This is a genomic window from Streptomyces sp. NPDC052042, assembly GCF_044548345.1.
Lineage (GTDB): Bacteria > Actinomycetota > Actinomycetes > Streptomycetales > Streptomycetaceae > Streptomyces.
Window position 1 is genome coordinate 212,329 of sequence record NZ_JBIUBU010000012.1, and the last position, 25,034, is coordinate 237,362.

The 25,034-nt window shown below is 70.7% G+C and carries 23 protein-coding genes and 1 riboswitch; of the genes, 7 read left to right on the top strand and 16 right to left on the bottom strand.

Annotated features, from left to right (window positions below; translation table 11 throughout):
- Positions 1–72 precede the first annotated feature (72 nt).
- The gene (locus tag ACIHCL_RS21295) at positions 73–1,203 is read left to right on the top strand and encodes an EamA family transporter (RefSeq protein ID WP_399863943.1); all 1,131 of its coding nucleotides are present in this window, start codon (positions 73–75) and stop codon (positions 1,201–1,203) included.
- Positions 1,204–1,542: 339 nt separating this feature from the next.
- On the opposite strand, the gene ACIHCL_RS21300 is transcribed toward ACIHCL_RS21295, so the two are convergent.
- From ACIHCL_RS21300 to ACIHCL_RS21310, 3 genes are all read right to left on the bottom strand, one after another.
- On the bottom strand, positions 1,543–2,496 hold the full coding sequence (locus ACIHCL_RS21300; RefSeq protein ID WP_399863944.1) for a DMT family transporter: 954 nt from the start codon (positions 2,494–2,496) through the stop codon (positions 1,543–1,545).
- A 159-nt stretch (positions 2,497–2,655) separates the two neighbouring features.
- Positions 2,656–3,681 (bottom strand): EamA family transporter, encoded by a 1,026-nt coding sequence (locus ACIHCL_RS21305; RefSeq protein ID WP_399863945.1) that lies wholly within the window; start codon positions 3,679–3,681, stop codon positions 2,656–2,658.
- Positions 3,682–3,980: 299 nt separating this feature from the next.
- On the bottom strand, positions 3,981–4,532 hold the full coding sequence (locus ACIHCL_RS21310; RefSeq protein WP_399863946.1) for a Clp protease N-terminal domain-containing protein: 552 nt from the start codon (positions 4,530–4,532) through the stop codon (positions 3,981–3,983).
- Between the two features lie 247 nt (positions 4,533–4,779).
- On the opposite strand from ACIHCL_RS21310, the gene ACIHCL_RS21315 reads away from it, so the two are divergent.
- The 3 genes from ACIHCL_RS21315 to ACIHCL_RS21325 all read left to right on the top strand — a co-directional run bounded on the left by ACIHCL_RS21315 (position 4,780) and on the right by ACIHCL_RS21325 (position 6,657).
- Positions 4,780–4,983 (top strand): hypothetical protein, encoded by a 204-nt coding sequence (locus tag ACIHCL_RS21315; RefSeq protein WP_399863948.1) that lies wholly within the window; start codon positions 4,780–4,782, stop codon positions 4,981–4,983.
- A 78-nt stretch (positions 4,984–5,061) separates the two neighbouring features.
- Positions 5,062–5,493: an SRPBCC family protein gene (locus tag ACIHCL_RS21320; RefSeq protein ID WP_399863949.1), complete on the top strand. Its 432-nt coding sequence runs from the start codon at positions 5,062–5,064 to the stop codon at positions 5,491–5,493.
- A gap of 345 nt (positions 5,494–5,838) precedes the next feature.
- Positions 5,839–6,657 (top strand): PhzF family phenazine biosynthesis protein, encoded by an 819-nt coding sequence (locus tag ACIHCL_RS21325; RefSeq protein WP_399863951.1) that lies wholly within the window; start codon positions 5,839–5,841, stop codon positions 6,655–6,657.
- Here the strand turns inward: ACIHCL_RS21325 and ACIHCL_RS21330 are convergent.
- On the bottom strand, positions 6,647–7,426 hold the full coding sequence (locus ACIHCL_RS21330) for a CPBP family intramembrane glutamic endopeptidase (protein ID WP_399863973.1): 780 nt from the start codon (positions 7,424–7,426) through the stop codon (positions 6,647–6,649). The two genes, ACIHCL_RS21325 and ACIHCL_RS21330, sit on opposite strands and share 11 nt — an antisense overlap.
- A gap of 404 nt (positions 7,427–7,830) precedes the next feature.
- Entirely contained in the window at positions 7,831–9,336 is a 1,506-nt protein-coding gene (locus ACIHCL_RS21335) for a glutamate-cysteine ligase family protein (protein WP_399863952.1), read from the bottom strand.
- Between the two features lie 482 nt (positions 9,337–9,818).
- Here ACIHCL_RS21335 and ACIHCL_RS21340 point away from each other — a divergent pair, with 482 nt between their 5' ends.
- Positions 9,819–10,412, top strand: a complete 594-nt coding sequence (locus tag ACIHCL_RS21340; protein WP_399863954.1) for a hypothetical protein — start codon at positions 9,819–9,821, stop codon at positions 10,410–10,412.
- Between the two features lie 609 nt (positions 10,413–11,021).
- On the top strand, positions 11,022–11,228 hold the full coding sequence (locus ACIHCL_RS21345) for a DUF5999 family protein (protein WP_399863955.1): 207 nt from the start codon (positions 11,022–11,024) through the stop codon (positions 11,226–11,228).
- Positions 11,229–11,326: 98 nt separating this feature from the next.
- On the opposite strand, the gene gcvP is transcribed toward ACIHCL_RS21345, so the two are convergent.
- The gene (gene gcvP / locus ACIHCL_RS21350; protein WP_399863956.1) at positions 11,327–14,212 is read right to left on the bottom strand and encodes an aminomethyl-transferring glycine dehydrogenase; all 2,886 of its coding nucleotides are present in this window, start codon (positions 14,210–14,212) and stop codon (positions 11,327–11,329) included.
- A gap of 193 nt (positions 14,213–14,405) precedes the next feature.
- Positions 14,406–14,500, bottom strand: a riboswitch (glycine riboswitch).
- 131 nt (positions 14,501–14,631) lie between these two features.
- Here gcvP and ACIHCL_RS21355 point away from each other — a divergent pair.
- Complete coding sequence (locus ACIHCL_RS21355; protein ID WP_399863957.1) at positions 14,632–15,000, top strand: PRC-barrel domain-containing protein; 369 nt, start codon at positions 14,632–14,634, stop codon at positions 14,998–15,000.
- Here the strand turns inward: ACIHCL_RS21355 and ACIHCL_RS21360 are convergent.
- From ACIHCL_RS21360 to ACIHCL_RS21405, 10 genes are all read right to left on the bottom strand, one after another.
- Positions 14,925–16,385 (bottom strand): DNA polymerase IV, encoded by a 1,461-nt coding sequence (locus tag ACIHCL_RS21360; protein ID WP_399863958.1) that lies wholly within the window; start codon positions 16,383–16,385, stop codon positions 14,925–14,927. The genes ACIHCL_RS21355 and ACIHCL_RS21360 overlap by 76 nt on opposite strands.
- A 57-nt stretch (positions 16,386–16,442) precedes the next feature.
- Positions 16,443–17,060 (bottom strand): MerR family transcriptional regulator, encoded by a 618-nt coding sequence (locus ACIHCL_RS21365; RefSeq protein WP_399863959.1) that lies wholly within the window; start codon positions 17,058–17,060, stop codon positions 16,443–16,445.
- A 167-nt stretch (positions 17,061–17,227) separates the two neighbouring features.
- Positions 17,228–17,701, bottom strand: coding sequence for a bifunctional nuclease family protein (locus ACIHCL_RS21370; RefSeq protein WP_335941063.1), 474 nt, complete (start codon positions 17,699–17,701; stop codon positions 17,228–17,230).
- 53 nt (positions 17,702–17,754) lie between these two features.
- On the bottom strand, positions 17,755–18,498 hold the full coding sequence (locus ACIHCL_RS21375) for a MerR family transcriptional regulator (protein WP_399863960.1): 744 nt from the start codon (positions 18,496–18,498) through the stop codon (positions 17,755–17,757).
- 17 nt (positions 18,499–18,515) lie between these two features.
- On the bottom strand, positions 18,516–19,301 hold the full coding sequence (locus tag ACIHCL_RS21380) for an FHA domain-containing protein (protein WP_399863961.1): 786 nt from the start codon (positions 19,299–19,301) through the stop codon (positions 18,516–18,518).
- A gap of 190 nt (positions 19,302–19,491) precedes the next feature.
- Entirely contained in the window at positions 19,492–20,280 is a 789-nt protein-coding gene (locus ACIHCL_RS21385) for a DUF881 domain-containing protein (RefSeq protein WP_399863963.1), read from the bottom strand.
- Positions 20,281–20,285: 5 nt separating this feature from the next.
- Positions 20,286–20,618, bottom strand: a complete 333-nt coding sequence (locus ACIHCL_RS21390; protein WP_073782734.1) for a small basic family protein — start codon at positions 20,616–20,618, stop codon at positions 20,286–20,288.
- A complete protein-coding gene (locus ACIHCL_RS21395) occupies positions 20,615–21,478 on the bottom strand; it encodes a DUF881 domain-containing protein (protein WP_399863974.1) in 864 nt (287 codons plus the stop codon). The genes ACIHCL_RS21390 and ACIHCL_RS21395 overlap by 4 nt, the downstream gene beginning before the upstream one ends.
- 145 nt (positions 21,479–21,623) lie before the next feature.
- A complete protein-coding gene (locus tag ACIHCL_RS21400) occupies positions 21,624–24,119 on the bottom strand; it encodes a sugar phosphate nucleotidyltransferase (RefSeq protein WP_399863964.1) in 2,496 nt (831 codons plus the stop codon).
- Between the two features lie 111 nt (positions 24,120–24,230).
- On the bottom strand, positions 24,231–24,839 hold the full coding sequence (locus ACIHCL_RS21405; RefSeq protein WP_399863965.1) for a CDP-alcohol phosphatidyltransferase family protein: 609 nt from the start codon (positions 24,837–24,839) through the stop codon (positions 24,231–24,233).
- Between the last annotated feature and the right edge of the window lie 195 nt (positions 24,840–25,034).

Genomic DNA, 25,034 nt, shown 5'->3' on the forward strand with positions numbered 1-25,034 from the left:
TAAGGAACACTACGAGAATCCCCGCAGGAAGTCTCGCTTGTTCTACGTGATTGAGCTCGCCATCGTTGATGTATGAGTGCCACCGCAACGCCGGAACCCCCTCCGGTCTCCGCATCCGCCACCGCCGTCCGTCCCGCTCCGGTCACCGCAACCGCCCCCACCACCGGGAACCGCGCCGCGCAGTCGCGTCCCGATGCGGTGCCGGATCCGCGTCCGGACCGCAGGACGCGCGCCGTCCCGGCCGGGAGCACCTCACCGGCCCCGGCGTCCGCCCCGCCGAGACGACGGCTGGACTGGCGGATACGTTTCGGTGCTCTCGCGCTCATCTGGGGCTTCAGCTTCCTTCTCATCAAGGTCGGCACCTACGGCTACGCCCCGTTCCAGGTCACCCTCGGCCGCCTCCTGGCGGGGACGGCCGTGCTGGCCGTCGCGATGGCCGTGCGGCGGGTGCGGCTGCCGCGCTCCGGCCGCACCTGGGCTCATCTGGCCGTCGCCGCGCTCTTCCTGAACGCGCTGCCGTTCTCGCTCTTCGCCTATGCCGAGTTGAGCATTCCGTCGACCCTGGCGGGCATCTGCAACGCGACGTCCCCGCTGTGGGGCATGGCGCTGTCGCTGGTGGCCCTCTCCGAGGACCGGCCGACCCGGCGCCGGGTGGCGGGGCTCGGGCTCGGATTCCTCGGCGTACTGACCGTGCTGGGCGGCTGGCAGGGCTTTTCCGGGCTGGACCTCACCGGTACGGCCATGGCCCTGCTCGCCTCCCTCTGCTATCCGATCGGCTGGATCCACGTCCGCAGGACGCTGTCGGGGACCGGTGACTCGGCGCTCGCCCTGACAGGTGCTCAGCTGCTCCTCGGGACGGCGCAACTCGCCGTGGTCACCCCGCTGTTCACCTCCGCCCCCGAGGAGTTCCCGCTGCTCCCGACCCTCGCGGTGGCCGCCCTGGGCGCGCTCGGCACGGGCTTCGCGATGCTGGTGCAGTTCGGCCTGGTGGAGGAGGTCGGGCCGACGACCGCGCAGATGGTGACCTACTTCATCCCGGTGGTCGCCACCGCGGCCGGAGTCGTCGTGCTCGGCGAACAACTGGACTGGAACACTCCGGTCGGCGCCCTGGTGGTCCTCGCGGGTGCCGCTCTCACCCGGAGCAGGGCCCGCACCACAACGTCCGCCGCGGAATCCCGACCGTCCGCGGCCCGCCGGCCGTAGGGCGCCGCCGGCCGGAGCGGCCGACCGCGCCCGCGAGCCGTTCCCCCAGCCGTGGTTCAGCGTGCTCCGGCGCGGAACCTGCTCCGGGGCCCGAGGTCGGCGGCCGGGACCGGCCGCCCAGGCGACGGCGGCGGGCCAGGGGCGTGCGGTGTCCGGGCCGAAACGGCCGGGCGGCGCCCGGACCGCATCGGCCCCTGCCGCGGTCGGCCCCCTTCCGCAGGACCGGAACGGCCCTCGGCCGTGCGCCCGGCCCGGACCCCGGCCGCCCGGACCGAAGCGGACCCCGGTGGGTGCTCCGGGACCGGCGGGCCGCGGGCGCTCCGGGGCGGACGAGCGGGGTCAGACCGGAACGGACGCGCGACGGACCCGCGCGGCGCCGCGCGCCTCGGCCAGGGCCGGCCCGGCCACGGCCGCCAGGAGGAGCAGCGTCCCGACGACGGTGGCCGGGGTGAGCCGTTCGTGGAACAGGGCGACGGCGATGACCGCCGCGGAGACCGGTTCGAGCAGCATGATCACGGACACGGTCGCCGCGCGCACCGCCGCGGCCCCCGCGAAGTAGAGCGCGTAGGCGAGCGCGGTCGGCACCGCCGCCACGTACACCAGCAGGGCCAGCACCTGTGCCGCCTGGGCGGTCTGCGGCACGAGCCCCTCGGCCGCGGCCATCGGCAGCAGCCCGAGGGCACCGACCCCGAAGGCCCAGGCGCTGGTGGCGAGCGGATCGCAGGCCCCGCCGTCGCGGCCGAGCCACCGCGTGAGCAGGGTCATCGTGGCGTAGCCGACCGCGGAGAGCAGCGCCAGGGCGACACCGGCGGGCCGCACGGTCGCCCCGTCGCCGCCGAGCACCAGTACGCCCAGTCCGGCCAGCCCGCCGGCCACCGCGGCGACTCCCCCGCGCCCCAGCCGCTCCCCCATGGCCAGCCGCGCGCCGACCGCGATGAACACGGGGCCCGCCCCGAGCGTGACGACGGTCCCGACGGCGAGCCCCGTCGCCTCCACGGCCGCGAAGTAGGCGCTCTGGAACACGACGAGGGCGAGCCCGTTCCCCAGGATGCGCAGCAGCCGGCGGCCACGCGGTTCGGGGGGCGTGGCCTCGCGTCGGCGCCGTAGTGCCAGGACGGCCAGCAACAGCACGAGCCCGCCCGCGCAGCGCCAGAACGACAGGGCGATCGGGCCCATGTCACTGATCTCGAAGACCAGTGAGGCGGCTGCGCCGGCGGTGCCCCAGGCGACGCCGGCGACGATCAGGAAGACGAGGCTCCGCCCGACGGGCAGGCCGACAGCAGTGTTCGACACGTGTTCTCTCCGGATGAAGAAGCGGGACGCTGGTCGTCGTCTCCGCGCGGGCAGCGGCCAGCCGCTCGGCGACTGCCCGAGCCCGGTCCACGTCAGGAGGGGCTGCCCGCGCCTCAGGCGGCGGGCGGTGAAAGCACGGTCCTCTGCATGGTTGCCACCCTACGAGGCGGCTCGGCCGGTGGACAACGGCGCGTCGGTGCCCGCGGGACCGGTGCCCGGCCCTGCGGCCCGGCTCCCACCCGGACCGGACGCGACCGGACCGGAGGGCCTTCGTGAGGTCGCCGACTGCGCGATCAGAGAACCGATCAGCACGACGGCGCCGCCGATGAGCTGCGGCGCCGACAGGTGCTCACCGAGCATCACCCAGGCCAGTACCGTGGCGACGACCGCTTCCAGGCAGGCCACGACGCCTGCCACCGCCGGGGAGAGCAGCCGCACCGACACCACCCCGGTGGCGTAGGCGAGCACGGTAGCGATCAGCACGATCCAGGCGAGCAGCAGCCAGGCGGGCACATCCGTTCCGTCCATGACGGCGCTGCCGCCGAGGGCCGCCCAGTCCATGGTCCAGGGACGTGCGACGACGGTGAGAACGCACGCGCCGATCAGCAGTCCGTACGCGATGACACCGACGGGGTTCGGCGGCTCGGCGCCCGGGCTCGCGTCCGAGCTCCCCTGGTCCGACAGCACGAAGTAGCCGACCTGGCAGCATGCCGCGCCGAGCGCGAGCAACAGCCCGAGCGCGTCGAAGCCCAGCCCGGACCAGACCTCGACCACACAGGCGAGTCCGCCGACCGCGAGCACCACACCGACCGCGGCACGGCGGGTGACCGGCCGGCGCTGGACGAATCTGACCCACCCGAGGACGAGCGCGGGCGACAGGTACTCGACCAGCAGCGCCACTCCGACGGGGATGCGGGAGATCGCGGCGAAGTAGAACGCCTGCACGCCCGCGACGGCCAGCAGCCCGAACCCGAGCAGAAGAATCGGACGCCTGCTTACCAGCCCCCGATGGCGCCACGCGACGGGCAGCATGACGAGAGCGGCGCCCGCCACCCTCAGCCAGACCACATGGAGCGGATCGACACCCGCCTCGATGAGCGGCTTGGCCGCAACCCCTGAACCACCGAAGGCGAACGCCGAGACCAGGGCGAGTCCCAGGCCGCTTCTTCCTCGCGACGCGTGCATCGGCACATCATGGCAGGCGCCTGTCAGGAGCGTCATCTCGGTGACCCCTGACAGGCACGCCGACCCGTCGCTCATCGCGCCGGAGCCGCACGCCCGGCCCGGACCTGGGCCGCTCTCCCCGCCGAGACCCGGACCGTTCGCGCCCGGCGAGCCGCACGGGCGGTTCCCTCGCGGTACGCATCGGCGCGCCCTGCACGCAGCACCGGGTCCCGCGTCAGGCATCGACCGTCACGGCACCGGCCGCCCTGCGGTGCGCACCGGGCATCGGCGTCACGGGCACGGCGCGAGGACGGCGGCGCTCACGGCCAGCCCGTCGCCCGCACGATGCGAGCCGCGAGCCGTCGGGTGTCGACGCCGGCCCGCTCCAGCACCTCCACGGCCCGGCACTCCCGGTCCATGGACAGGGCCGTGAGCAGGTCGAGGCCGCCGGCGCGCACGTCCCCGCGCCGCCGCGCCCGCTCTCGGGCTTCTGCCAGCACCGAGGCGGCCGAGGGCGACCAGCCCTCCACGCCCGTGTCCCGCGGCCGCTTCCCCGGGGTGGTGACGACCGGTACGGCTCCGGAGTCCTCCACCGAACCCTGCCAGCGCAGCCCGTACCCGATGCTGCGCTGGACGAGATAGCCGAGCACCTTGGCCAATTGCTGCCCCTCGTCGAGGGCGGTTCGCACCTCGGGGTCCGCTTCGATGAGGGAATGCAGCAGATGCGCCGTGTCGATGTACCGATCACCGTCGCGCAGTGCGCGCCTGCGGGCACCCGTCACCACGGCGGCCAACTCGACGGAGAGTCCGGCTTCGAGATCGGCACGGTTCAGTGCGGGCTGCTGAGGGATCCGCGACGTCCGGTTTTGCACACCTCTCACCCCATCACTCCCATGGCGCGGAATCATCGGCGGAGGGACCCATTACGGCATCCCGCGTAAGTTGGGCACGCCAGAGCGGTTCCTCCTCCTTACGGATGAGATCTCGCCACTTCGGGATCACATCCGTAAGAACGCCGCGCGCCGCCTTGCACCCGCGCCCCGAAGCAACCACGAACCGCCCCCAGCACGTCCCACAGGCAACAACACCCACACAGCAGCCGGAAAGGGGTCTGCGGACGTGTCCTGGCTGGTCGCCCTGCCGGCACTCGACGGACGGGAGTACGTGTACCGGATCCAGGCACCGGCGGACGCGTTGCGCGCCGACCTCTTCTGGGCGGCGTTCCACTGCCACGACGACGGCCCGCACCCACGCGCCTCCGACCGCTTCGACGCCGCGTCGATCTGGCGCGCGGGCCCGGACGGGATGGATCCACGCATCTGACTTTTCGTCAGTATTGAATGTTCATGCCGCTGCGGCTACGTTCCGCGACACCGTAACCCGCCGGGAAGGGGTGGTCGCATGGCCGAGGTCAGCGCGGAGGCACACATCAAGGCACCGGCCGAGAAGGTCTGGGCCCAGCTGACGGACTTCACCGTGTACGGCCGGTGGAACGCGACCCACACGAATTTCCCGAAGGGCGGCCCGGCCGTGCTCGAACGCGGGACCACCTATGAGGAGAACATGAAGCTCATGGGCTTCCCGGCCGAGGTGACCTGGACCGTGACGGAACTGGAGCCCGCGCATCTGCTGGCCACCCGGGGCAAGGGGCCGATGGGGGTCGTTCTCGCCATGCGCTATTCCCTGACACCGGACGGGGACACGACCACCGTCCGTGTCGACGGGGAGTTCACCGGTGCCGCGGTCTCCTTGATGGCGGGCAGGCTCAAGGACTCGGCGACCGCCGCGCTCGTCGAGTCGCTGCGTGAACTGGGCGGTCTCGTCACCGCCTGAGGCCCCGGCCTGATCACGGCGTACCCGGCGGTGTGGCCGGAAAGGATGCGCCGGCTCGCGACGCCCGGCTTCCCCTCCCGGCCACACCATCGGCAGGACCGGGAGCGCCGTTGTCCGACGTCGCCCCGCCCCGGGAACGACCGGGCTCGCTCTGCGGGCGTCTCCGCGTCCGGCTGTCGCCCTGCGATCGATGACCGCGCCGGCCCCGGACCCCGTGACGGCCGGCCGGCGTGCCCCGCCGGACGCAGGCACCCGCGGCCCGGTCCACCGAGGACGACATCTTTCGGTCCATCAGCCGCGGATTGGCCTTGGCCGACGGCTCCCCGTTCCGCGTACGGTCACGCCATGAGAATCCGCATCGTCGACGCGTTCACCGACCGCCCTTTCTCCGGCAACCCCGCCGCCGTCGTGCTGCTGGACGCGGATGCCGTGCCCGACACCGCGCGGTTCCAGCTCATCGCCATGGAGATGAACCTCTCCGAGACCGCGTTCGCCCGCCCGGCGGCTCCGGGCGGACCGGCCGACTGGGAGCTGCGCTGGTTCACCCCGGCCACCGAGGTCGACATGTGCGGGCACGCCACCCTCGCCACCGCCCATGTCCTGCACACCACGGGAACGGCGAGCGGAACCGTCCGTTTCACCGCCCGGTGCGGCATCCTCACCACGACCGCCCACCCGGACGGCTCGATCACACTCGACTTCCCCACCGCCCCGCTCACCCCCGCGACCGCCCCGGCCGAGCTGGCCGCCGCTCTCGGCGCGAAGCCCCTCTCCGTCCACGACACCGGCCCGCAGGTCGGTGATCTGCTCGTCGAACTCGCCGACGAGGCGACGGTGCGCGCGCTGGTCCCGGACCTGGCGGCGCTGGCCCGGGTCTCCCGGCGGGGCGTCATCGCCACGGCCGCCGCGGAGGACCCCGCCCACGGCTACGACTTCGTCTCCCGCGGCTTCTTCCCCAACGTCGGCATCCCCGAGGACCCGGTCACCGGCAGCGCCCACACCGCGCTGGCGCCCTTCTGGTCGGCCCGGTTCGGCCGCGAGGAGCTGACCGGACTACAGGCCTCCGCCCGGTCCGGCCTGGTCCGCACCTCATGGCGCGGCGACCGCACCCTGCTGACCGGGAACGCCGTGACGGTCGTCGAGGGAGAACTGCTCACGCCGTAGGGAGCCACCCCACCTTCCCCGCCAGCAGCGCGTACCCGACGAACGCCCCGATGTCGAGCAGGGCGTGCGCGGCCACCAGCGGGCCGACCCTCCCCCAGCGCCGGTACAGCAGCACGAAGACCACGCCCATCACCACGTTGCCGATGAACCCGCCGATGCCCTGGTACAGGTGGTACGAGCCGCGCAGCACCGAACTCGCCGCCAGGGCCGCCATCGGCGTCCACCCCAAGCGGTCGAGTCGGCGCAGCAGATAGCCGACGACGATCACTTCCTCCAGCACGGCGTTCTGGAGTGCCGAGAGAACGAGGACCGGGAACTTCCACCACACGTCCGGCAGTGATTCGGCCACCACGGTGAGATTGAATCCAGTGGCGCGCGCGACCAGGTAGAAGGCAAGCCCGGCGCTTCCGATGCCCGCCGCGACCGCGGTGCCCCGCCCCAGGTCCCCCCAGGGGCGCGTACGGTCGAAGCCGATGGCGCGCAGCCCGGCGCCCTCCCTGCTCAGCAGGTGGGCGACGAGCGCGACGGGCACCAGGACCGTGGTGATGCCGAAGAGCTGCCAGGCCAGATCCAGCCAGGGGCGTCCCGGCGCGTACGAGCCGTTCAGCGTCGCGACCTGCTCCTTCAGGCCCCCTGGTTTCGTCAGCGATCCGCTGAAGCTGATCAGGGCCGACACCGCACTGGCGCCCAGTGAGAGGGCCAGCACCAGCAATGTCTCGTTCCGCGTGTCCCGTCGCGACAGCACCTCTCGCGGATATGAACCGGCCATGTACCCCGCCTCCACCTGTGCACCTGCCTTGAGTCGTGCCTTCACGCCCCCGCACCCCTCACCGCCCCGCCACGGACTCGCATGCGCGTACGCGGATCGTGCGCGACGGTCGGGGGACGACCATCTTCGGCGATGGTGCGGTTCTTTCCCTCTTCCGTCCTCGGAGAGGGACACCACCGACCTGGGACGACACAGCTTGCCCGACCGTCATGCGGCCGGTGCACCCGGGGACGCCCTCCGCGCCGCCGCCGGCCTTCGGGCGCGGGCCGTCATGGTGGCCGCCCGGAGCGGTCGCACCGCCCGGCAGCGGCCGCGCACCTCGTCGCGCGTCGTCGCGAACACCGTGCTCGAAGGCCCGAAGGAAACGGGACGCCCGGAAGAAACGGGGCTCCCGAAGGAGGGGCTCACACCGGGTCGACGCCCGTGGGCCAGTTGTGCACGGGGTCCCCGCCGTGCATCAGCCGGGCGTACCTGCGGGCGGTCGCGGCCAGCGCCTCGTGCCGGCCGAGCCCCGCATCCCGTGCCCGGTGGTAGGTGTCCGCCTGCCAGGACGCGCCGTTCACCCGCCTTCTGCAGCGCCCCTCGATGACGCCGAGATAGAAGTCGCGGTCGGCGGGAGCGACGTTCCAGGCGTCGAGCCCGGCGGCGGCCAGCGGCAGCAGTTCGTCCCGGACGAGGTCGACCGCCGGCACCCGGGCCAGCCCTCCCGACCTGCCCGGCCGCGGCCAGACCAGGTGTGCGTCGATGCCGTGGCGGCAGGCCGTGTCGAAGTTCTCCTCCGCCGCCGCGAACGGCATCCGGGTCCACACCGGACGGGACTCCTCGGCGAGGGCCCGCACGAGCCCGTAGTACAGCGCGGCGTTGGCGATGACATCGGTGACGGTGGGGCCCGCGGGCAGGACCCGGTTCTCCACCCGCAGATGAGGCACGCCGTCGGCCACCCCGTACACCGGCCGGTTCCAGCGGTAGACCGTGCCGTTGTGCAGCACGAGTTCCTGGAGTCCCGGCACCCCGCCCGCGTCGATCACCGCCAACGGGTCCTCCTCGCCGCAGATCGGCAGCAGCGGCGGGTAGTAGCGCAGGTTCTCCTGGAAGAGCTCGGACACCGACCCGACCCACCGCTCCCCGAACCAGGTCCGGGGCCGTACGCCCTGGTTCCGGAGTTCGGGCGGCCTGGTGTCCGTGGCCTGCTGGAAGAGCGGCGGCCGCGATTCGCGCCACAGCTCCCTGCCGAACAGGAAGGGGGAGTTGGCGCCGAGGGCGATCTGCACACCGGCGACGGCCTGGGCCGCGTTCCACACCGCGGCGAAGCGGGGTGGCGTCACCTGGAGATGCAACTGGACCGAGGTGCAGGCCGCCTCCGGGGTGATCGAAGACGATGTGGAGACCAGATGCTCCACGCCCTGGATATCGAGAGAGAAATCCTCGCCGCGCGCGGCCACGATTTGATCGTTCAGCAGTGTGTACCGGTCTGCTTCCGAGAGGTTCTTCGCCACGAGATCCGCACGGCGGAGAGTGGGGAGAATTCCGATCATCATGATCCCGGCCTCCACTTCGCCCGCCTTCCGGTGGGCATATCCGAGACCGGTCCTGAGCTCCTCGGCCAGCTGATCGAAAACGCGGCCTTCCAGATGGTGCGGGACTATGTTCACTTCCAAATTGAAGAGCCCGAGTTCGGTCTGGAAATCCCGGCTCGCGATACGTTGGAGCACCTCTCCATTCATCATCCTCGGCATGCCGTCGGCACCGGCCAGGTTCAGCTCGATCTCCATCCCCATGAGATTGCGGGGACGGTCGAACCTCCGCTCCGCCAGAAGCCTCTCCAGGCCCTCCAGGCACTGGTGGAGCTTCCTCCGGTAACTCTGCCGATCGGACAACTCAAAGGCGCCCGCCACGACCTTCTCCCCCATCGAAGTGTCCCTCCCTCAATTGGGCAGCCCGCGGCCCAGGCCACTCACGTCACGGTCGATAATGCCCAGGCCGCTGAACCCTCACGCCCTCCTGAACACCGCGCACCCAGTAACCTGAGACCTGCGGCCGGAGGCACATTCCTTCGGCATGACGCTGTGTGCGGTTTCCGTTCCCGGAGCGCGCTGACGGAACAGCGCGTTTCAGCCGTCCATGCCGGGATAAAAACTCCTGGCGGCGACTGCGCCGTTGACGGCAAATCAACAGAAATACCGCATAATAAAGTCCTGATGCCGCCTTGCCGGCAATATCCGGGACGGCTAGGGGAAACACTGTGTGAACACCGGTCGTATAAACTTTGCTGACGAGGCAGAGAGTTGACGCGCCGGTCCGGTCACCGGCTCCCTCTGACCCCGTACGCCGACAGAGACGTCTGCACCCGCCCACGCATCACCGTGTCTCCCGAGTGAGAGGCGACCCAACTATGCCGCTGCATGTACCCCCGGCCCCCGCGCCCGCTCTGCGCAGCGTTCTTGCGGCACTCGGTTCACCCACCGCAGTCCGTGAAGCCCGCACGCCCGCTCTCCGGTCCGCCCAGGGGCCGCTCAGCCCCGAACTCCCGCTGCCCGTCCATGTGCTGGACAGGATCGGGCCGGGCGGGGTCGCCCCCGTCACCCGGCTCGCCGCGTGGCGGTTCCTGATCCATGACGCGGATCGGGCCGTCGCCGCGGCGGACACGATGCTCACGCCGGACGGATGGGCCTTCTCCCACTTCTTCGAGGGGCCGTACGTCCCCGCGACCGAACTCGCCCTGCGTCAGGCCGAGACGGTGACGACGTCCTACCAGCCGCGGCTGCTGTCCATTCCGGCGCTCTACATGCTGGCGCTGTGGCTGCACGCCGACGCCGAGGCCGACGCCGCCGGCGGCTCGCTCGCTCCCGCCGATCTCCTGGTGCCGCTGGCCCCCGCGCCCCCGGGCATCGCGGCCCACCGCGTCCACCGGGTCGCCGATCTGCTCCGTCTGATGACCCGGCGTATCACCCCGGGCCCCGGCCCCCTGCTCGGCTCGCCCGCCTGACCGCGACCGCCTTCCCACCGCGAAGCCCTGTGCCCCGTCACCGCGTCCCGGGTGACGGGGCACAGGGCTTCGTCCGTGGCCGCGTACCCGCAATCGCGTCCGTACGAAGGGCGTCGCAGGCCCCGGCGTCGGTGCACGGACGCCGCCGGTTCGAAGACGCCGCCGAGTGCCGCGGCGGGAAAGGCTCATCGTCCCGGCAGACATCGCCGGAGCGGCACTGGTGCCGCGGCAGGCGACGTTTGCCCGTCAAGGAGCGCGTCCGGTGCGTGCTCTCGGTGTGCCGGCCGGAAACCCTCGTACTGGACGTACTCGGGTTTTCGGCCGGTGCGGCGAGAGGGCGTGCCGGACGTCGCGACGGGGCGAACGTTGCCTGATACGGCACTAGCCCGTTCCGGCCACCCCGAACCACCCGAAAGGGCAGTGCGATTGCGGTGAGCCGTCCGGCCGGGTGACACGCCATCCGGGTAACGGGAAGTGCTGCCGCGAAATCCCTGCGGAACGACGCCCATGGGGCAACACTGGGACCAGACCTGTCGATACGGGGGAGCGGCCGTGAACACCCCGTCGAGCCGCGGGACATCAGCCATGACTCAGCGAAAGAACCCATCCATGTGCCAGCACCAGCCACCCTGCCCCACCGCCGACGCAGCCGGCCGGGAAGCCGCCCGACTCGTGGCGCACCACCCGGAACAGGGCTGGAGCCTGCTGTGCAACGGCGTCCTCCTCTTCGAGGACACCGGCGAGCTGCTCCCGGACGGGCAGATCATCGCCCCCCATCGGTCTCTGGCGACCGACCGGGTGATGCCGGCCGCCTGACCGCGGCCCGACACGAACGGGGGCCGGCCCGGAGATGTCTCCGCACCGGCCCCGACGCGCGTCCGCGTCGTTCCGCGTCCTGCACAAACGTTCGCGCGTCAGTTGTCGTACTCGTCGAGCGGCGGGCAGGAGCAGACGAGGTTGCGGTCACCGAAGGCACCGTCGAGCCGGCGCACCGGCGGCCAGTACTTGTCGGCGGCACGGACGCCGGCCGGGAAGACGGCCTCCTCACGGCTGTAGGCGTGCTCCCACTCCCCGCCCAGCATCGCCGCCGTGTGCGGCGCGTTGCGCAGCGGGTTGTCGTCCGCGCTCCACTCCCCCGAGGCGACCTTCTCGATCTCGCCGCGGATGGCGATCATCGTGTCGCAGAAGCGGTCGAGCTCCGCGAGGTCCTCGCTCTCGGTCGGCTCGATCATCAGCGTCCCGGCCACCGGGAACGACATGGTCGGCGCGTGGAAGCCGTAGTCGATCAGCCGCTTGGCGACGTCGTCGACGCTGACGCCGGTGGCCTTGGAGATCGGCCGGAGGTCCACGATGCACTCGTGCGCGACCAGCCCCGCCGGGCCGCTGTACAGGATCGGGAAGTGCGGCTCCAGCCGCTTGGCGATGTAGTTGGCCGCGAGCACGGCGGTCTGCGTCGCGCGCTTCAGCCCCTCGCCGCCCATCAGGCGGACGTACGCCCAGGAGATGGGCAGGATGCCGGCCGAGCCCCACGGGGCGGCCGAGACCGGGCCGACCCCGGTCTCGGGGCCCGCGGCGGGCTGCAGCGGGTGGTTGGGCAGGTACGGCGCAAGGTGTGCCCCGACGGCGACCGGGCCGACGCCGGGGCCGCCGCCACCGTGCGGGATGCAGAAGGTCTTGTGCAGGTTCAGGTGCGACACGTCGCCGCCGAACCGGCCCGGCCTCGCCAGGCCGACCAGGGCGTTGAGGTTGGCGCCGTCGACGTACACCTGGCCGCCGGCGTCGTGCACCTCGGCGCAGATGTCCGCGACGTGCTCCTCGAACACGCCGTGCGTCGACGGGTAGGTGATCATGAGCACGGCGAGCTCGTCACGGTGCTTCTCGATCTTGGCCCGCAGGTCCTCGACGTCGATCTCGCCGTTCTCGGCGGTCTTCACCACGACGACCTTCATGCCGGCCATCACCGCACTGGCGGCGTTGGTCCCGTGCGCGGAGGACGGGATGAGGCAGACGGTCCGCTGCTCGTCGCCGTTGGCCCGGTGGTAGGCGCGGACGGCCAGCAGACCCGCGAACTCGCCCTGCGAGCCGGCGTTCGGCTGGAGCGACACCGTGTCGTACCCGGTGACCTCGGCCAGGCGCTCCTCCAGCTCATGGATGAGGGAGAGGAAGCCCTGCGCCTGCTCAGCCGGGGCGAAGGGGTGCAGCCCGCCGAACTCGGGCCAGGTGACCGGCTCCATCTCGGTCGTCGCGTTCAGCTTCATGGTGCAGGAGCCGAGCGGGATCATGCCGCGGTCCAGAGCGTAGTCCCGGTCGGCGAGCCTGCGCAGGTAGCGCAGCATGGCCGTCTCGGAACGGTGCTGGTGGAAGACCGGGTGGGTGAGGAACGCGTCGGTGCGCAGCAGGTCCTCGGGGAGCGCGTCGGCGGCCCCGGAGTCCAGCGCGTCGATGTCGCCCTCGGCGCCGAAGGCGGCCCAGACGGTGGCGATCTGCGTACGCGTGGTGGTCTCGTCGCAGGCGACGGAGACCAGGTCGGCGTCGACGAGACGCAGGTTGACCCCGCGCTCGCGGGCCCCGGCCACGACATCGGCGGCCTTCCCCGGGACACGCACGGTGACGGTGTCGAAGAAACCGTCGGTGACCACGTCGGCGCCGGAGGCCCGCAGACCGGCGGCGAGGACCGCGGCGTAGCGGTGGGTGCGCCGGGCGATCAGGCGCAGCCCGTCGGGGCCGTGGTAGACGGCGTACATCCCGGCCATGACGGCGAGCAGCACCTGGGCGGTGCAGATGTTGCTGGTGGCCTTCTCCCGGCGGATGTGCTGCTCACGGGTCTGCAGGGCCAGCCGGTACGCCTTGTCGCCGTCCGCGTCGACGGAGACGCCGACCAGGCGTCCGGGCAGGTTGCGGGCGAACTTCTCGCGCACGGCCATGTAGCCGGCGTGCGGCCCGCCGAAGCCCATGGGGACGCCGAAGCGCTGAGTGGTGCCGACGGCGATGTCGGCGCCCAGGCCGCCCGGCGAGGTGAGCAGGGTGAGGGCGAGCAGATCGGCGGCGACGGTGACGATCGCGCCGAGCTCATGGGCCTGCTCGATGAGGGCACGCGGGTCGCGGACCGCGCCGGACGCACCGGGGTACTGCACCAGCACGCCGAAGACACCGCGCTCGGCGATCTCGGCAGGGATGCCGTCGGTGAGGTCGGCGACGACGACCTCGACGCCGGTCGGTTCGGCGCGTGTCTCGATGACGGCGATCGTCTGCGGCAGGGCGTCGGCGTCGACCAGGAAGACGCCGTCCTTGACCTTGCCGATCCGCCGCGAGAGCGCCATGGCCTCGGCAGCCGCGGTGCCCTCGTCGAGCAGGGAGGCGCCGGAGGTGGGCAGACCGGTGAGGTCGGCGACCATCGTCTGGAAGTTGAGCAGCGCCTCCAGCCGGCCCTGCGAGATCTCCGGCTGGTACGGCGTGTAGGCCGTGTACCACGCGGGGTTCTCCATGACGTTGCGGAGGATCACCGGCGGGGTGAAGGTGCCGTAGTAGCCGAGCCCGATCATCGGGGCCAGGATCTGGTTGCGGTCGGCCAGGGAACGGAGCTCGGCGAGGACCTCGGCCTCGGTGCGGGCACCTGGCAGCCCGAGTGCCTCGGCGCTCTTGATCACGTCGGGCACCGCGGCGGCGGTCAGCTCGTCCAGCGATCCGTAACCGACCTGGGCGAGCATCTTCGACTGCGCCTCGGCATCGGGACCGATGTGGCGCTGTTCGAACGGAATGCCCTGCTCCAGCTCGGCGAGCGGAGTGCGACGGGGGGTCATGGTGGAGGCCTCCTGGTCTGTCAGGACCTGCGAGGGGCACCGCGGCGCGGGTGCCCGAACGGCCTCCCCCTCTGTCATCTCGACCTGAGAGCTTCACCGGCACGCCTACGGCGTACCGGCTTTCACCGTCGGTGAGGACGGGAACCGTACCGGCACTCGGCCGCACGGGACCCGCCCTGCTTTCCAGAGTGACCTCGTCCGCGCGGTACGGGGGCCTGAGAGATTCCGGGGAGGATTTGCTCCTTCGGCGCCTACGGACGGTTCCGGAGGCTCTCCCGCACGGGGTCAGCGGCCGTCACCAGCCTACCAGCGGGGCCCGTGACGGAATTCTCGAGTGGCCAACCCCCCGATTGTGCCCTTCTGTAGTGCTTGTGGAGTAGTCAGTGCTTGTGGAGTAGTCGCGACCTGTGGGAGGGATCGTGCAGACCGACATCGATCCGCGCAGCCTGATCGGCCGCAAGGCGTTCGACCGCAAGGGCACCAAGATCGGAACCGTGGACGAGGTGTACCTCGACGACGCGACCGGCGTGCCCGAGTGGGCGGCCGTACGTACCGGACTCTTCAGCCGGGACGCTTTCGTCCCGTTGGAACCCAGCGAATTCGTGGACGACACCCTGCGCGTCCCCTTCGACCGCGCCCTGATCAAGGAAGCGCCCGACTTCGGTGTCGGCCGTCATCTCTCGCCGGAGCAGGAGCTTCAGCTGTACCGGCACTACGGCCTCGACTCCTCGCCCGGGCAGACCGCCCCGGACAGGGACTTCGGCAGGCTGGCCGGCCAGGAGGAGTAGTCCACCGGATCGCGCACCAGCGGCTTCGGCTCGGCGGGCCGAAGCCGCTGGTCGTCGGTCCGGAACGTGCGCACCCGGCCGGGCGCCGACCAGGGTTCCTCGAACCGGACCGTCACCCGGCCGAGCCCGCTGCCCTGCACCCAGCCGTGGCCGTAGGTGTCGTGGTGGACGTCGCGGCCCGCGGGCCAGTCCCGGGCCGCGAGCCCTTCGGTGGGCTGCGGCGCCTCGCCGTGCGGGTCGGCGGCCGCCCCGTCCGGCTCGTCGCCCTCCTCCGCGCCCTTCTCGGCCGTGTCCTCGGCGGCGGCCCGCTCAACGGCGGCCTGGGCGAACAGATCCTCCTGGGTGTAGTCGGCGAGGCCCGAGACGCCGACACCCAGGAGCCGTACGCCTCCGGTGGTGTCGACGGCCTCCAGGAGCCGTGTGGCGGCCTCCCGGACCACCGCTGGGTCGTCCGTGGGCCCGCGCAGCGTCTCCGACCGCGTGAGCGTGGAGAAGTCGTAGCGGCGCACCTTCAGCACCACCGTGCGCCCGGATCTCCCCGCCTCCCGCAGCCGCCGGACGCACCGGTCGGCCAGCCGCTCCACCTCCGTCCTGACCCGCACCCGGTCGTGCAGGTCGGCGTCGAAGGTGTCCTCGACCGACACCGACTTCGCGTCGCGTTCGGCGACCACGGGCCGGTCGTCGTGGCCGAGGGCCATGCGGTGCAGTGAGCCGCCGTGTGCCCTGCCGAGCAGCCGTACGAGCTCCGCCTCCCCCGCTTCGACCAGGTCGTCGACCGTCATCATCCCGGCACGGCGCAGGTGGTCGGCCGTGGCGGGCCCGACGCCGGGGAGGATCCGCACGGGCATGGGCGCGAGCAGTTCCCGTTCCGTCCCCGGTTCGATGAGCCGCAGCCCGTTCGGCTTCGCCTGTTCCGAGGCGATCTTGGCGAGCATCTTGGAACCGGCGAGGCCGACCGAGCCGGTGAGCCCGGTGACGGCCTCGATGACCACGCGCAGTTCCTTCCCGATCGCCAGTGCGGAGGCCGTGTCATCCGCCGCCCCGCCGGCTTCCAGGTCGACGAACGCCTCATCCAGGCTGAGCGGCTCCACCAGCGGGGACAGCCGCCCCAGCAGCTCCATCACCTGGTCGCTGACCGTCCGGTACAGATGGAAGCGGGGCACCAGATAGGCCGCGTTGGGCGCCAGACGCCGCGCCTGCCCCATCGGCATGGCCGAATGCACGCCGAACCGGCGGGCCTCGTACGACGCCGTGGCGACGACCCCGCGCGGCCCCAGACCGCCCACCACGACCGGCTTTCCCCGCAGACTGGGCTTCGCCGCCTGCTCCGCGGAGGCGTAGAAGGCATCCATGTCGAGATGCAGGATGGTGGGCGCGGCTCTCACATCTACCGATGCTGCCCTACGGCACTGACAATCGCCGCGCGCCGGTCCCCGGCCGGGTCATCCGGCGCGGTTGCGCCGCCGTGCCAGTTCGTCCGCGGGGTTGTGCCGGATGAGGGTCTCACCGGTGTCCACCCGCTCACCGTGCAGCTGCGACAGGGCGGCGTCGACGTCGTGCCACACTACGCCCACGGCGATACCGAAGACGCCCTGGCCGCCCTGGAGCAGGTCGACGACCTGGTCGGGCGAGGAGCACTCGTAGACCGTGGCCCCGTCGCTCATCAGCGTCATCCGCTCGAGGTCCTGGAATCCCCGGGCCCGCAGGTGCTGCACCGTGGTGCGGATGTTCTGCAGGGCGACGCCCGTGTCCAGGAAACGCTTGACGATCTTCAGCAGGACGACGTCCCGGAAGCTGTAGAGCCGCTGTGTGCCCGAGCCGTACGCGGGGCGCACGCTCGGCTCGACCAGGCCCGTGCGCGCCCAGTAGTCGAGCTGCCGGTAGGTGATGCCCGCGGCCGCGCAGGCCGTCGGTCCCCGATAGCCGATGTCGTCGGCCGATGTCACTCCGCCCCCCGCCACAGCAGCCGGTTTCACCGATTGCCTGATGGTGCGGCCGGCCGTACTCCCCTGCTGCGGATACGGCCCGCCAGCTGCCGTACCGTCGCCGCTGCTTCTCACGCCGACCTCCGTCCTTGACCTGCCACCTCGAAGGTAGGCAGTCACTCGGGGTGCGTCAACGATCGCCACACTCGGCACGCCGAGTGATAATCACCCCGAGGGTGGTTTCCGATGCCGTGCGAGCGGGAATGGCTTGTCGGATGCGCTGACGGCGGCCCCGCGGACGGTTACTGACTGCTGGTGCCGAAGTCCTCCGGCGAGATCTGGTCGAGGAATTCGCGGAACTTCTCCACCTCGTCCTCCTGCTCGTCCGGAATGGCGATGCCCGCGTCGTCGAGCACACCGTCGCTGCCGTAGATCGGCGTTCCGGTCCGCAGTGCGAGGGCTATGGCGTCGGAGGGGCGTGCGCTCACCTCGACCCCGCTGGCGAAGACCAGCTCCGCGTAGAAGACCCCCTCCCGCAGGTCCGTGATGCGGACCTCGGTCAGCTCCTGGCCGACGGCCTGGAGCACATCCTTGAAGAGGTCGTGTGTCAGGGGCCTGGCCGGAGCCATGCCTTGCTGGGCGAACGCGATCGCGGTCGCCTCACCAGGACCGATCCAGATGGGGAGGAACCGGTCGCCTCCCACTTCACGCAGGAGCACGATCGGTTGGTTGGAGGGCATCTCCACCCGGACACCCACAACGTCGAGCTCGTTCACACAGCAACCCTAGGACGTGCTCGGCAGGTTTGGGTAGTCGGGGCGGAATGTGATCAGTGGAGGCGGACCCTCAGAGCGGTCTGCACCAGGGCGGAATGAAGCCGCACGGAGAGCTCCGCGAGTTCTCTCGCGGTGGCCTCCGCATGTGCTCTGGTCTGCGGGTTCCGGTGGCGGCGCAGAGGTGCGACGACCTGCTCGATCAGTCCGGCCTCACGGTCCGCCGCCGCCTTCATGGCACGCAGGTGACGCGGTTCCAGGCCGAACCGCCCGAGATCCGCCACGAGCTTGGCCACGGTCACCATCTCGGCATCGTAGCCGCCCTCGGCGGTGGGGGTGACCAGCCCGTACGACTCCCACTCGTCCAGGTCGCCCTCGGTGACCTCGGCGGCGGTGAGCAGCTCCGCACGGCCGATCCGGGGTGCCGTCGCCCGCCAGGGCTGGGTGCCCGGGCCGCCGTCGGTCAGATCCCCCAGACCGCCGCCGGAGGGCAGCGCGGGCTGTTCGCCGCGGGCGAGCGCGTCCAGATGCTCGCGGATGACCTTCAGCGGGAGGTAGTGGTCCCGCTGCATGCGGAGCACCTGGGCCAGGCGCTCCACATCGGCCGCGCGGAACTTGCGGTACCCGGAGGGGGTCCGCTGCGGTTCGACGAGTCCCTCGGCCTCCAGGAAGCGGATCTTGGAGATCGTGACCTCGGGGAACTCGTCCCGCAGCTGCAGGAGCACCGTGCCGATGCTCATCGGACGGTCTCCGGCCGCGGCGGTGCCGTGACCGGCACCGCCCGTCGGTGTTCTCTGCATGGACCTTCCCTGACGGGTCAGACGCCCCGCTGGCTCGGGTAGAAGACCAGCCGGTACTTGCCGATCTGCACTTCGTCGCCGCTGGACAGGGCGACGGAGTCGATGGGCTCGCGGTTGACGTAGGTGCCGTTGAGGCTACCCACGTCACCGACCGTGAAGCTGCCGTCCGGGTTCCGGCGGAACTCCACGTGCCGACGCGACACGGTCACGTCGTCGAGGAAGATGTCGCTCTGCGGATGGCGGCCGGCCGTGGTCAGCTCGCCGTCCAGCAGGAAGCGGCTTCCGGAGTTCGGGCCGCGCCGCACCACCAGGAGCGCCGAGCCGACCGGAAGGGCCTCGACCGCCGCCTGGGCCTCGGGCGAGAGGGACGGCAGAGGCGTCTGGCCGGTGGCCTCCGAGTCGTACGCCTCCAGGCCGGAGATCGAGATCGTCGAGGTGGTCTCCGAAGCGCGCTCCGGGATCCCGCCCCTCAGCGGCGTACCGCAGTTGGAGCAGAAACGGCTGTGCTCGGTGTTGCGGTGTCCGCAGCGCGAACAGACCGGCATGGACGAACCCTCCTGCCCCGGGCCGAACCCTCCACCCGCACCTGAGGTCGACGGGTCTCCGAAACCTATGCGGGCGGCACCGGCGGGGTCAACGGACGACGCGCCGGAAACACCCTCGCCGCCGCCCGGACCGGACATCTCGTCGCGGAACAGCGGGCGCTGCGAGCCCGCCTCGTCCGCCTGGCCGTGGCGCGGTGCGCGATGACGGGCAGCCTCGTCGCGAGCGCTCTTGCCGAACAACTTCCCAAACAACTTCACGGGCGATTCCCCTTGACCGAAATAGACCCGCCCGTGGGGCAGGACGAACCCTGAACGAACACACCTGCCGACCCGGACAACTTCACAACGTCCGTGTCCACTCGACAGTTTCCATCACGCATCACCCTGACGATGCGGCGACCCCCCGCAACCTCGCGCCCGTGTTCCTCAACCCTTCCGTACCGCGGCCTCACGGGGATGACGACCGAGCGTAGTCAGGCCGCTGCGCCGGTCGCAAGACGTCCACGACGATGTCGTCGACCTGTTCCACATGCACGGTGGCCTGCTCCTTCTCCAGTGTCTGCACCACACCGCCGGGGATGTTGAGCGCGGTCTCCAGGTCCTGGGGCTTCCCGATGACCTCGAACACGTACGGTGCGGTGATCTTACGGCCGTCGACCCTCACATTGCCGCCATCACCGGAGAAGTACGTGTTGGCCACCACTCTCACCCCGTTGACCTCGATCGCCTCGGCGCCCGCCGCGCGCAGCTCCTGGAGCGCGTCGAGCAGCATGTCCGCCTTGACCCCGTTGCCGGGGTCGTCAACGGTGAGCGTTATCCCGGGCCCGTGTGCCGCCACGGTACCCGCGAGGACGCCGAGTTGCCGCTCCTTCTCGACGGTCTGTCTGCGCGCCTCCTCGGCCTGGTCGGAGCTGTTCTCCAGCTCCGTGCGCTGGGCTTCGAGGCGCTGCTTCTCGTCCTCCAGTCGCTGTGTGCGGTCGTCCAGCTCGTCGAGGATCCGGACGAGGTCCTCCTGGCGGGCACCGCGCAGCGCGCTGTTGTCGCTGGTGGAGCGTACCTGGATGGCCAGCCCCAGGCCGAGCACGAACAGCAGCAGGGCGACGACGAGTTGGGCGCGTGTCACCCGCGGCGGCCATAGTCCGGCGATGAGCCGCTGGCGTCCCGTGAGTTCCGCGGGGGTGTCGGCCGACCGCTCGGCGGCCGGTTCGCTGGGGTCGGGGAGTTCTGCGTCACTCATCGGCGTCAGGCCCGGAAGACGTGCCGGCGGATGGCCGCGGCGTTGGAGAAGATCCGGATACCGAGCACGACCACCACACCGGTGGAGAGCTGGGCTCCGACGCCGAGCTTGTCGCCCAGGAAGACGATGAGCGCGGCCACGACGACGTTCGACAGGAACGAGACGACGAACACCTTGTCGACGAAGATGCCGTCCAGCATGGCGCGCAGCCCGCCGAAGACGGCGTCGAGCGCGGCGACCACGGCGATGGGAAGGTAGGGCTCGACCACCGCCGGCACCTCGGGCCGGACCAACAGTCCGACCACGACTCCCAAGACGAGGCCCAGTACGGCGATCACGATGTGCCCTTCTCTGTCTGTGCCGCGCCACCGCCGGTGTCCGCGGCCCGGTAAGGCTGTGCTGTTCGTACGATCAGGCTCGGGGCGACCGGGAGGCTCACCTTCTCCTGTACGGACATGCTGGTCCGGATGTCGAAGGTGTCCTTGAGCGCCTGCAGGTACCGGCCGTCGTCGCTGTCCCGGAACGCACTGCCGAGCGGCTTCCCGTCCCCCACCGCCAGCACCGTGTACGGCGGCACGAGCGGTCTGTTGTCGACCAGTATGGCGTCGCCCGCGGCGCGGATGGCCGAGAGGGCCGTCAGCCGCTGCCCGTTGATCGCGATCGCCTCGGCTCCGGACTGCCACAGGCCATTGACGACCCGCTGGAGGTCCCGGTCGCGGACCCGTCCGGTGTCGGAGAAGCTGCTGCTCTCCCTGGGGCCGCCGCCTCCCTGGTCGGTGTTCTTGGCGTCGTCGACCACGAGCTTCACCCCGGGCCCCTGTACCGGGGTGGCCCCGGCGAGCAGCGCCACCAGCTCCCCCTGGTCCCCGCCGTGCTTCTCCAGCGCCTTGCGCTGGCGTCTGCCCACGTCGTCCCGGAGCTTGTCGACCTGGGACGCGAGCGTGTCGGCCGCGGCCGTCTCGTCGTCGATGCGGTCGATGAGCTCTTCGCGTTCCTTGGCCAGGACCGGTGCCGAGACGCGCGCCTGCGCGGCGCCGAGCGTGACGACGAGGGCGGCGAGCACCAGGCAGGCGGCGAGCCCGAGCTTCGACCTGAGCCTGCGAGGCCTGTCCGCGCTGCCGTCGGCCTTGCGACGCGCGGATGCCTCGGCGTATCCGTCGTCCAGGCTGTGGTCCATCACGTTGGTCAGCAGCGACATGGACGCGTCGGGGCGCGTGGGGATACTCCGATCGGGGGTCTGCTGCGACATGCCGCACATCGTCGCACGGCTCCGCCGCTACCGCCGAATGGGCCCACCAGTGTGCCCGGGGCGTCCGGAGACCCCCGGGCACACCGGCGGTCCGTCAGTGACCCGCGCTGTCCACGACGGTGGCCCATTCGTCCAGCAGAGAGCGCGCGGACGCGTCGTCGGGCCCCTCGGCCCACAGGTGGGTGACGGCCTCGGCCGGGTCGGGCAGCACCATCACCCATCGCCCGTCGGCCTCGACCACCCGCACGCCGTCCGTCGTATCGACGCCGCGGTCTCCGGCGGCCTCGACGACCCGCCGCATGACCATGCCCTTGACCGCCCAGGGCGTGGCGAGGTCGCGGCGCAGGACGTGGGCGCGCGGGATCCGGGCGTCGATCTGGCTGAGGGTGAGCTGGGTCCTGGCGACGAGCCCGAGGAGTCTCACGAAGGCCGCGGATCCGTCGAAGACGCTGCTGAATTCGGGAACGATGAAGCCGCCGCGCCCGTCTCCTCCGAAGATGGTGCCTTCCTCACGTCCCACGCGCGTCAGGTCGTCGGGCGATGTCGTCGTCCACTCGACCTGGGTGCCGTGGTACGCCGCGACCTGTTCCGCGACCCGTGTGGTGGTCACCGGCAGCGCCACCCGTCCGCTGCGCCGCTCGGCCGCCACGAGGTCGAGCATGACCAGGAGTGCCCGGTCGTCCTCGACGATCCTGCCCTTCTCGTCGACGAGGGAGAGCCGTTCGCCGACGGGGTCGAACCTCACGCCGAACGCGGCGCCCGCAGAGGAGACGATCTCGCCCAGCCGCACCAGACCGGCCCGTCTGGTGTCGGCGGACTCGGTGGGCCGGGATTCGTCGAGCCCCGGGTTGATGGTCAGCGCGTCCACGCCGAGCCGGCCCAGCAGACTGGGCAGCACGAGCCCGGCGCTGCCGTTGGACGCGTCGACGACGACCTTCAGGCCCGCGTCGCCGATCCCCGTGGTGTCCACGTTCCGCAGCAGCGATCCGGTGTACGAGTCGAAGACGCTGGACGGGAAGTGCAGGTCGCCGATCTCGCCGGGGAAGGCGCGGCGGTACTCCTGGCGGGCGTAGACCCGGTCCAGTTTCCGCTGCCGTGCCTGGGACAGGTCGGCGCCCCGCTCGTCGAAGAACATGATGTCGACCGAGTCGGGCACACCGGGGGACGTACGGATCATGATCCCGCCGGCGCTGCCCCGCGCGGTCTGCTGGCGGGCCACGGGCATGGGCACGTTCTCCAGGTCCCGTACGTCGATGGCACTGGCCTGGAGCGCCGAGATCACCGCTCGCTTCAGCGCCCGGGCACCGCGCGAGTGGTCGCGCGCCGTGGTCACCGTCGCCCCCTTCTTGAGGGTGGTGGCGTAGGCGCCGGCCAGCCGGACCGCCAGTTCCGGAGTGATCTCGACGTTCAGGATCCCCGAAACGCCCCGGGCTCCGAAGAGGTGGGCCTGTCCGCGGGACTCCCAGATCACCGAGGTGTTGACGAAGGCTCCTGCCTCGATGGTCTTGAACGGATAGACGCGGACGTTGCCCTGAATGATCGATTCCTCACCGACCAGGCACTCGTCGCCGATGACCGCACCGTCCTCGACCCGGGCCGCCCGCATCACATCGGTGTTCTTGCCGACCACGCATCCGCGCAGATTGCTGTGCTGGCCGATGTAGACGTTGTCGTGCACCACGGCCTTGTGCAGGAAGGCACCGGTCTTGACGACGACATTGGACCCGATGACCGTGTGCTCGCGGATTTCCGCTCCGGCTTCGATCTTCGCGTAGTCCCCGATGTAGAGGGGGCCTCGGAGCACCGCATCGGGGTGCACCTCGGCGCCCTCCGCCACCCAGACGCCCGGTGAGATCTCGAAGCCGTCGATCTCGACGTCCACCTTGCGTTCGAGGACGTCGGCCTGGGCCTTGACGTAGCTCTCGTGCGTGCCGACGTCCTCCCAGTAGCCCTCGGCGACGTAGCCGTAGATGGGCTTGCCTTCCTTCATGAGCTGTGGGAAGACGTCACCGGACCAGTCGACGGAGACGTCGGCCTCGACATAGTCGAAGACCTCGGGCTCCATGACGTAGATGCCCGTGTTGACGGTGTCCGAGAAGACCTGACCCCATGTGGGCTTCTCCAGGAAGCGCTCGACCTGACCGGCCTCGTCCACGATCGTGATCCCGAATTCCAGCGGGTTCGGAACCCGGGTCAGGCACACGGTCACCAGCCCGCCCTTTTCCTTGTGGAAGGCGATGAGGTCGGTGAGGTCGAAGTCGGTGAGCGCGTCACCGGAAATGACGAGGAAGGTGTCGTCTTTCAGCGCCTCCTCGGCGTTCTTCACGCTTCCGGCGGTGCCGAGCGGTTTCTCCTCGTTGGCGTAGCTGAGCTCCATGCCGAGCTCTTCGCCGTCCCCGAAGTAGTTCTTGACCAGTGAGGCGAGGAATTGAACCGTGACGACGGTTTCGTTGAGCCCGTGCCGCTTGAGCAGCCTCAGCACGTGCTCCATGATCGGTCGATTGGCGACCGGAAGAAGCGGCTTGGGCATGCTCGAGGTCATGGGGCGAAGGCGTGTGCCTTCGCCACCAGCCATCACGACGGCCTTCATGTCGGAATCGTCCTCCTTGAAGAGACGACGGTCTAGCCGACTTCGCCCGTCGGGGCACTATTCGGGTCCTAGCGGGGGCCGGCCACACTGCGCGGCGCCGCTTCAACGAGCTCAATCGGCTGCTGTGTCCGCCTTGACGAGTCGGCGGACCTGAACGACGTAGAGGATCCCTGCCCACCAGTAGAGCGTTGTACCCCAACCCGCGAACGCCCATCCGAAAATCGCGGCCAGTGAAGCAAGCCAACCACTTCCGTCACTGAGCAGCAACAAGGGGAAGGCGTACATCAGGTTGAACGTGGCTGCCTTACCGAGGAAGTTCACCTGTGGCGGCGGGTAACCGTGGCGACGGAGGATTCCCATCATCACCAGAAGCATCAGCTCACGGGCCAGCAGTGCGGCGGTGAGCCAGAGCGGGAGAATCTCCCGCCAGGTCAGGCCGAGGAGCGTCGAAAGGATGTACAGGCGGTCCGCGGCGGGGTCCAGGAGCCGGCCGAGGCTGCTGATCTGGTTCCATCGTCGGGCGAGCTTGCCGTCGAGGTAGTCGCTAATACCGCTCAGCATCAGTACGAGGAGCGCCCAGCCATCGCTCTGAGGGCCTCCGAACACGGGGCGGAGAATCAGCCACAGGAAGAGCGGAACCCCGACGAGGCGAGCCATGCTGAGGATGTTGGGGATGGTGAGTACCCGGTCCGTCTGAACCCGAGTCTCCTGGACCTCCACCCGGGGGCCTCCTGTGAAGAACGTACGAATGAGATGCCCCCCTGACCTTACCGGCCGCCACCCCGCTCAGGTGCACAGGGGTGGACGCGAACATCTCCCGAAACGCAGAAGGGCCCCGCACCACCAAGGGTGCGGGGCCCTCCCACAAAAACTGTTCGGCGGCGACCTACTCTCCCACAGGGTCCCCCCTGCAGT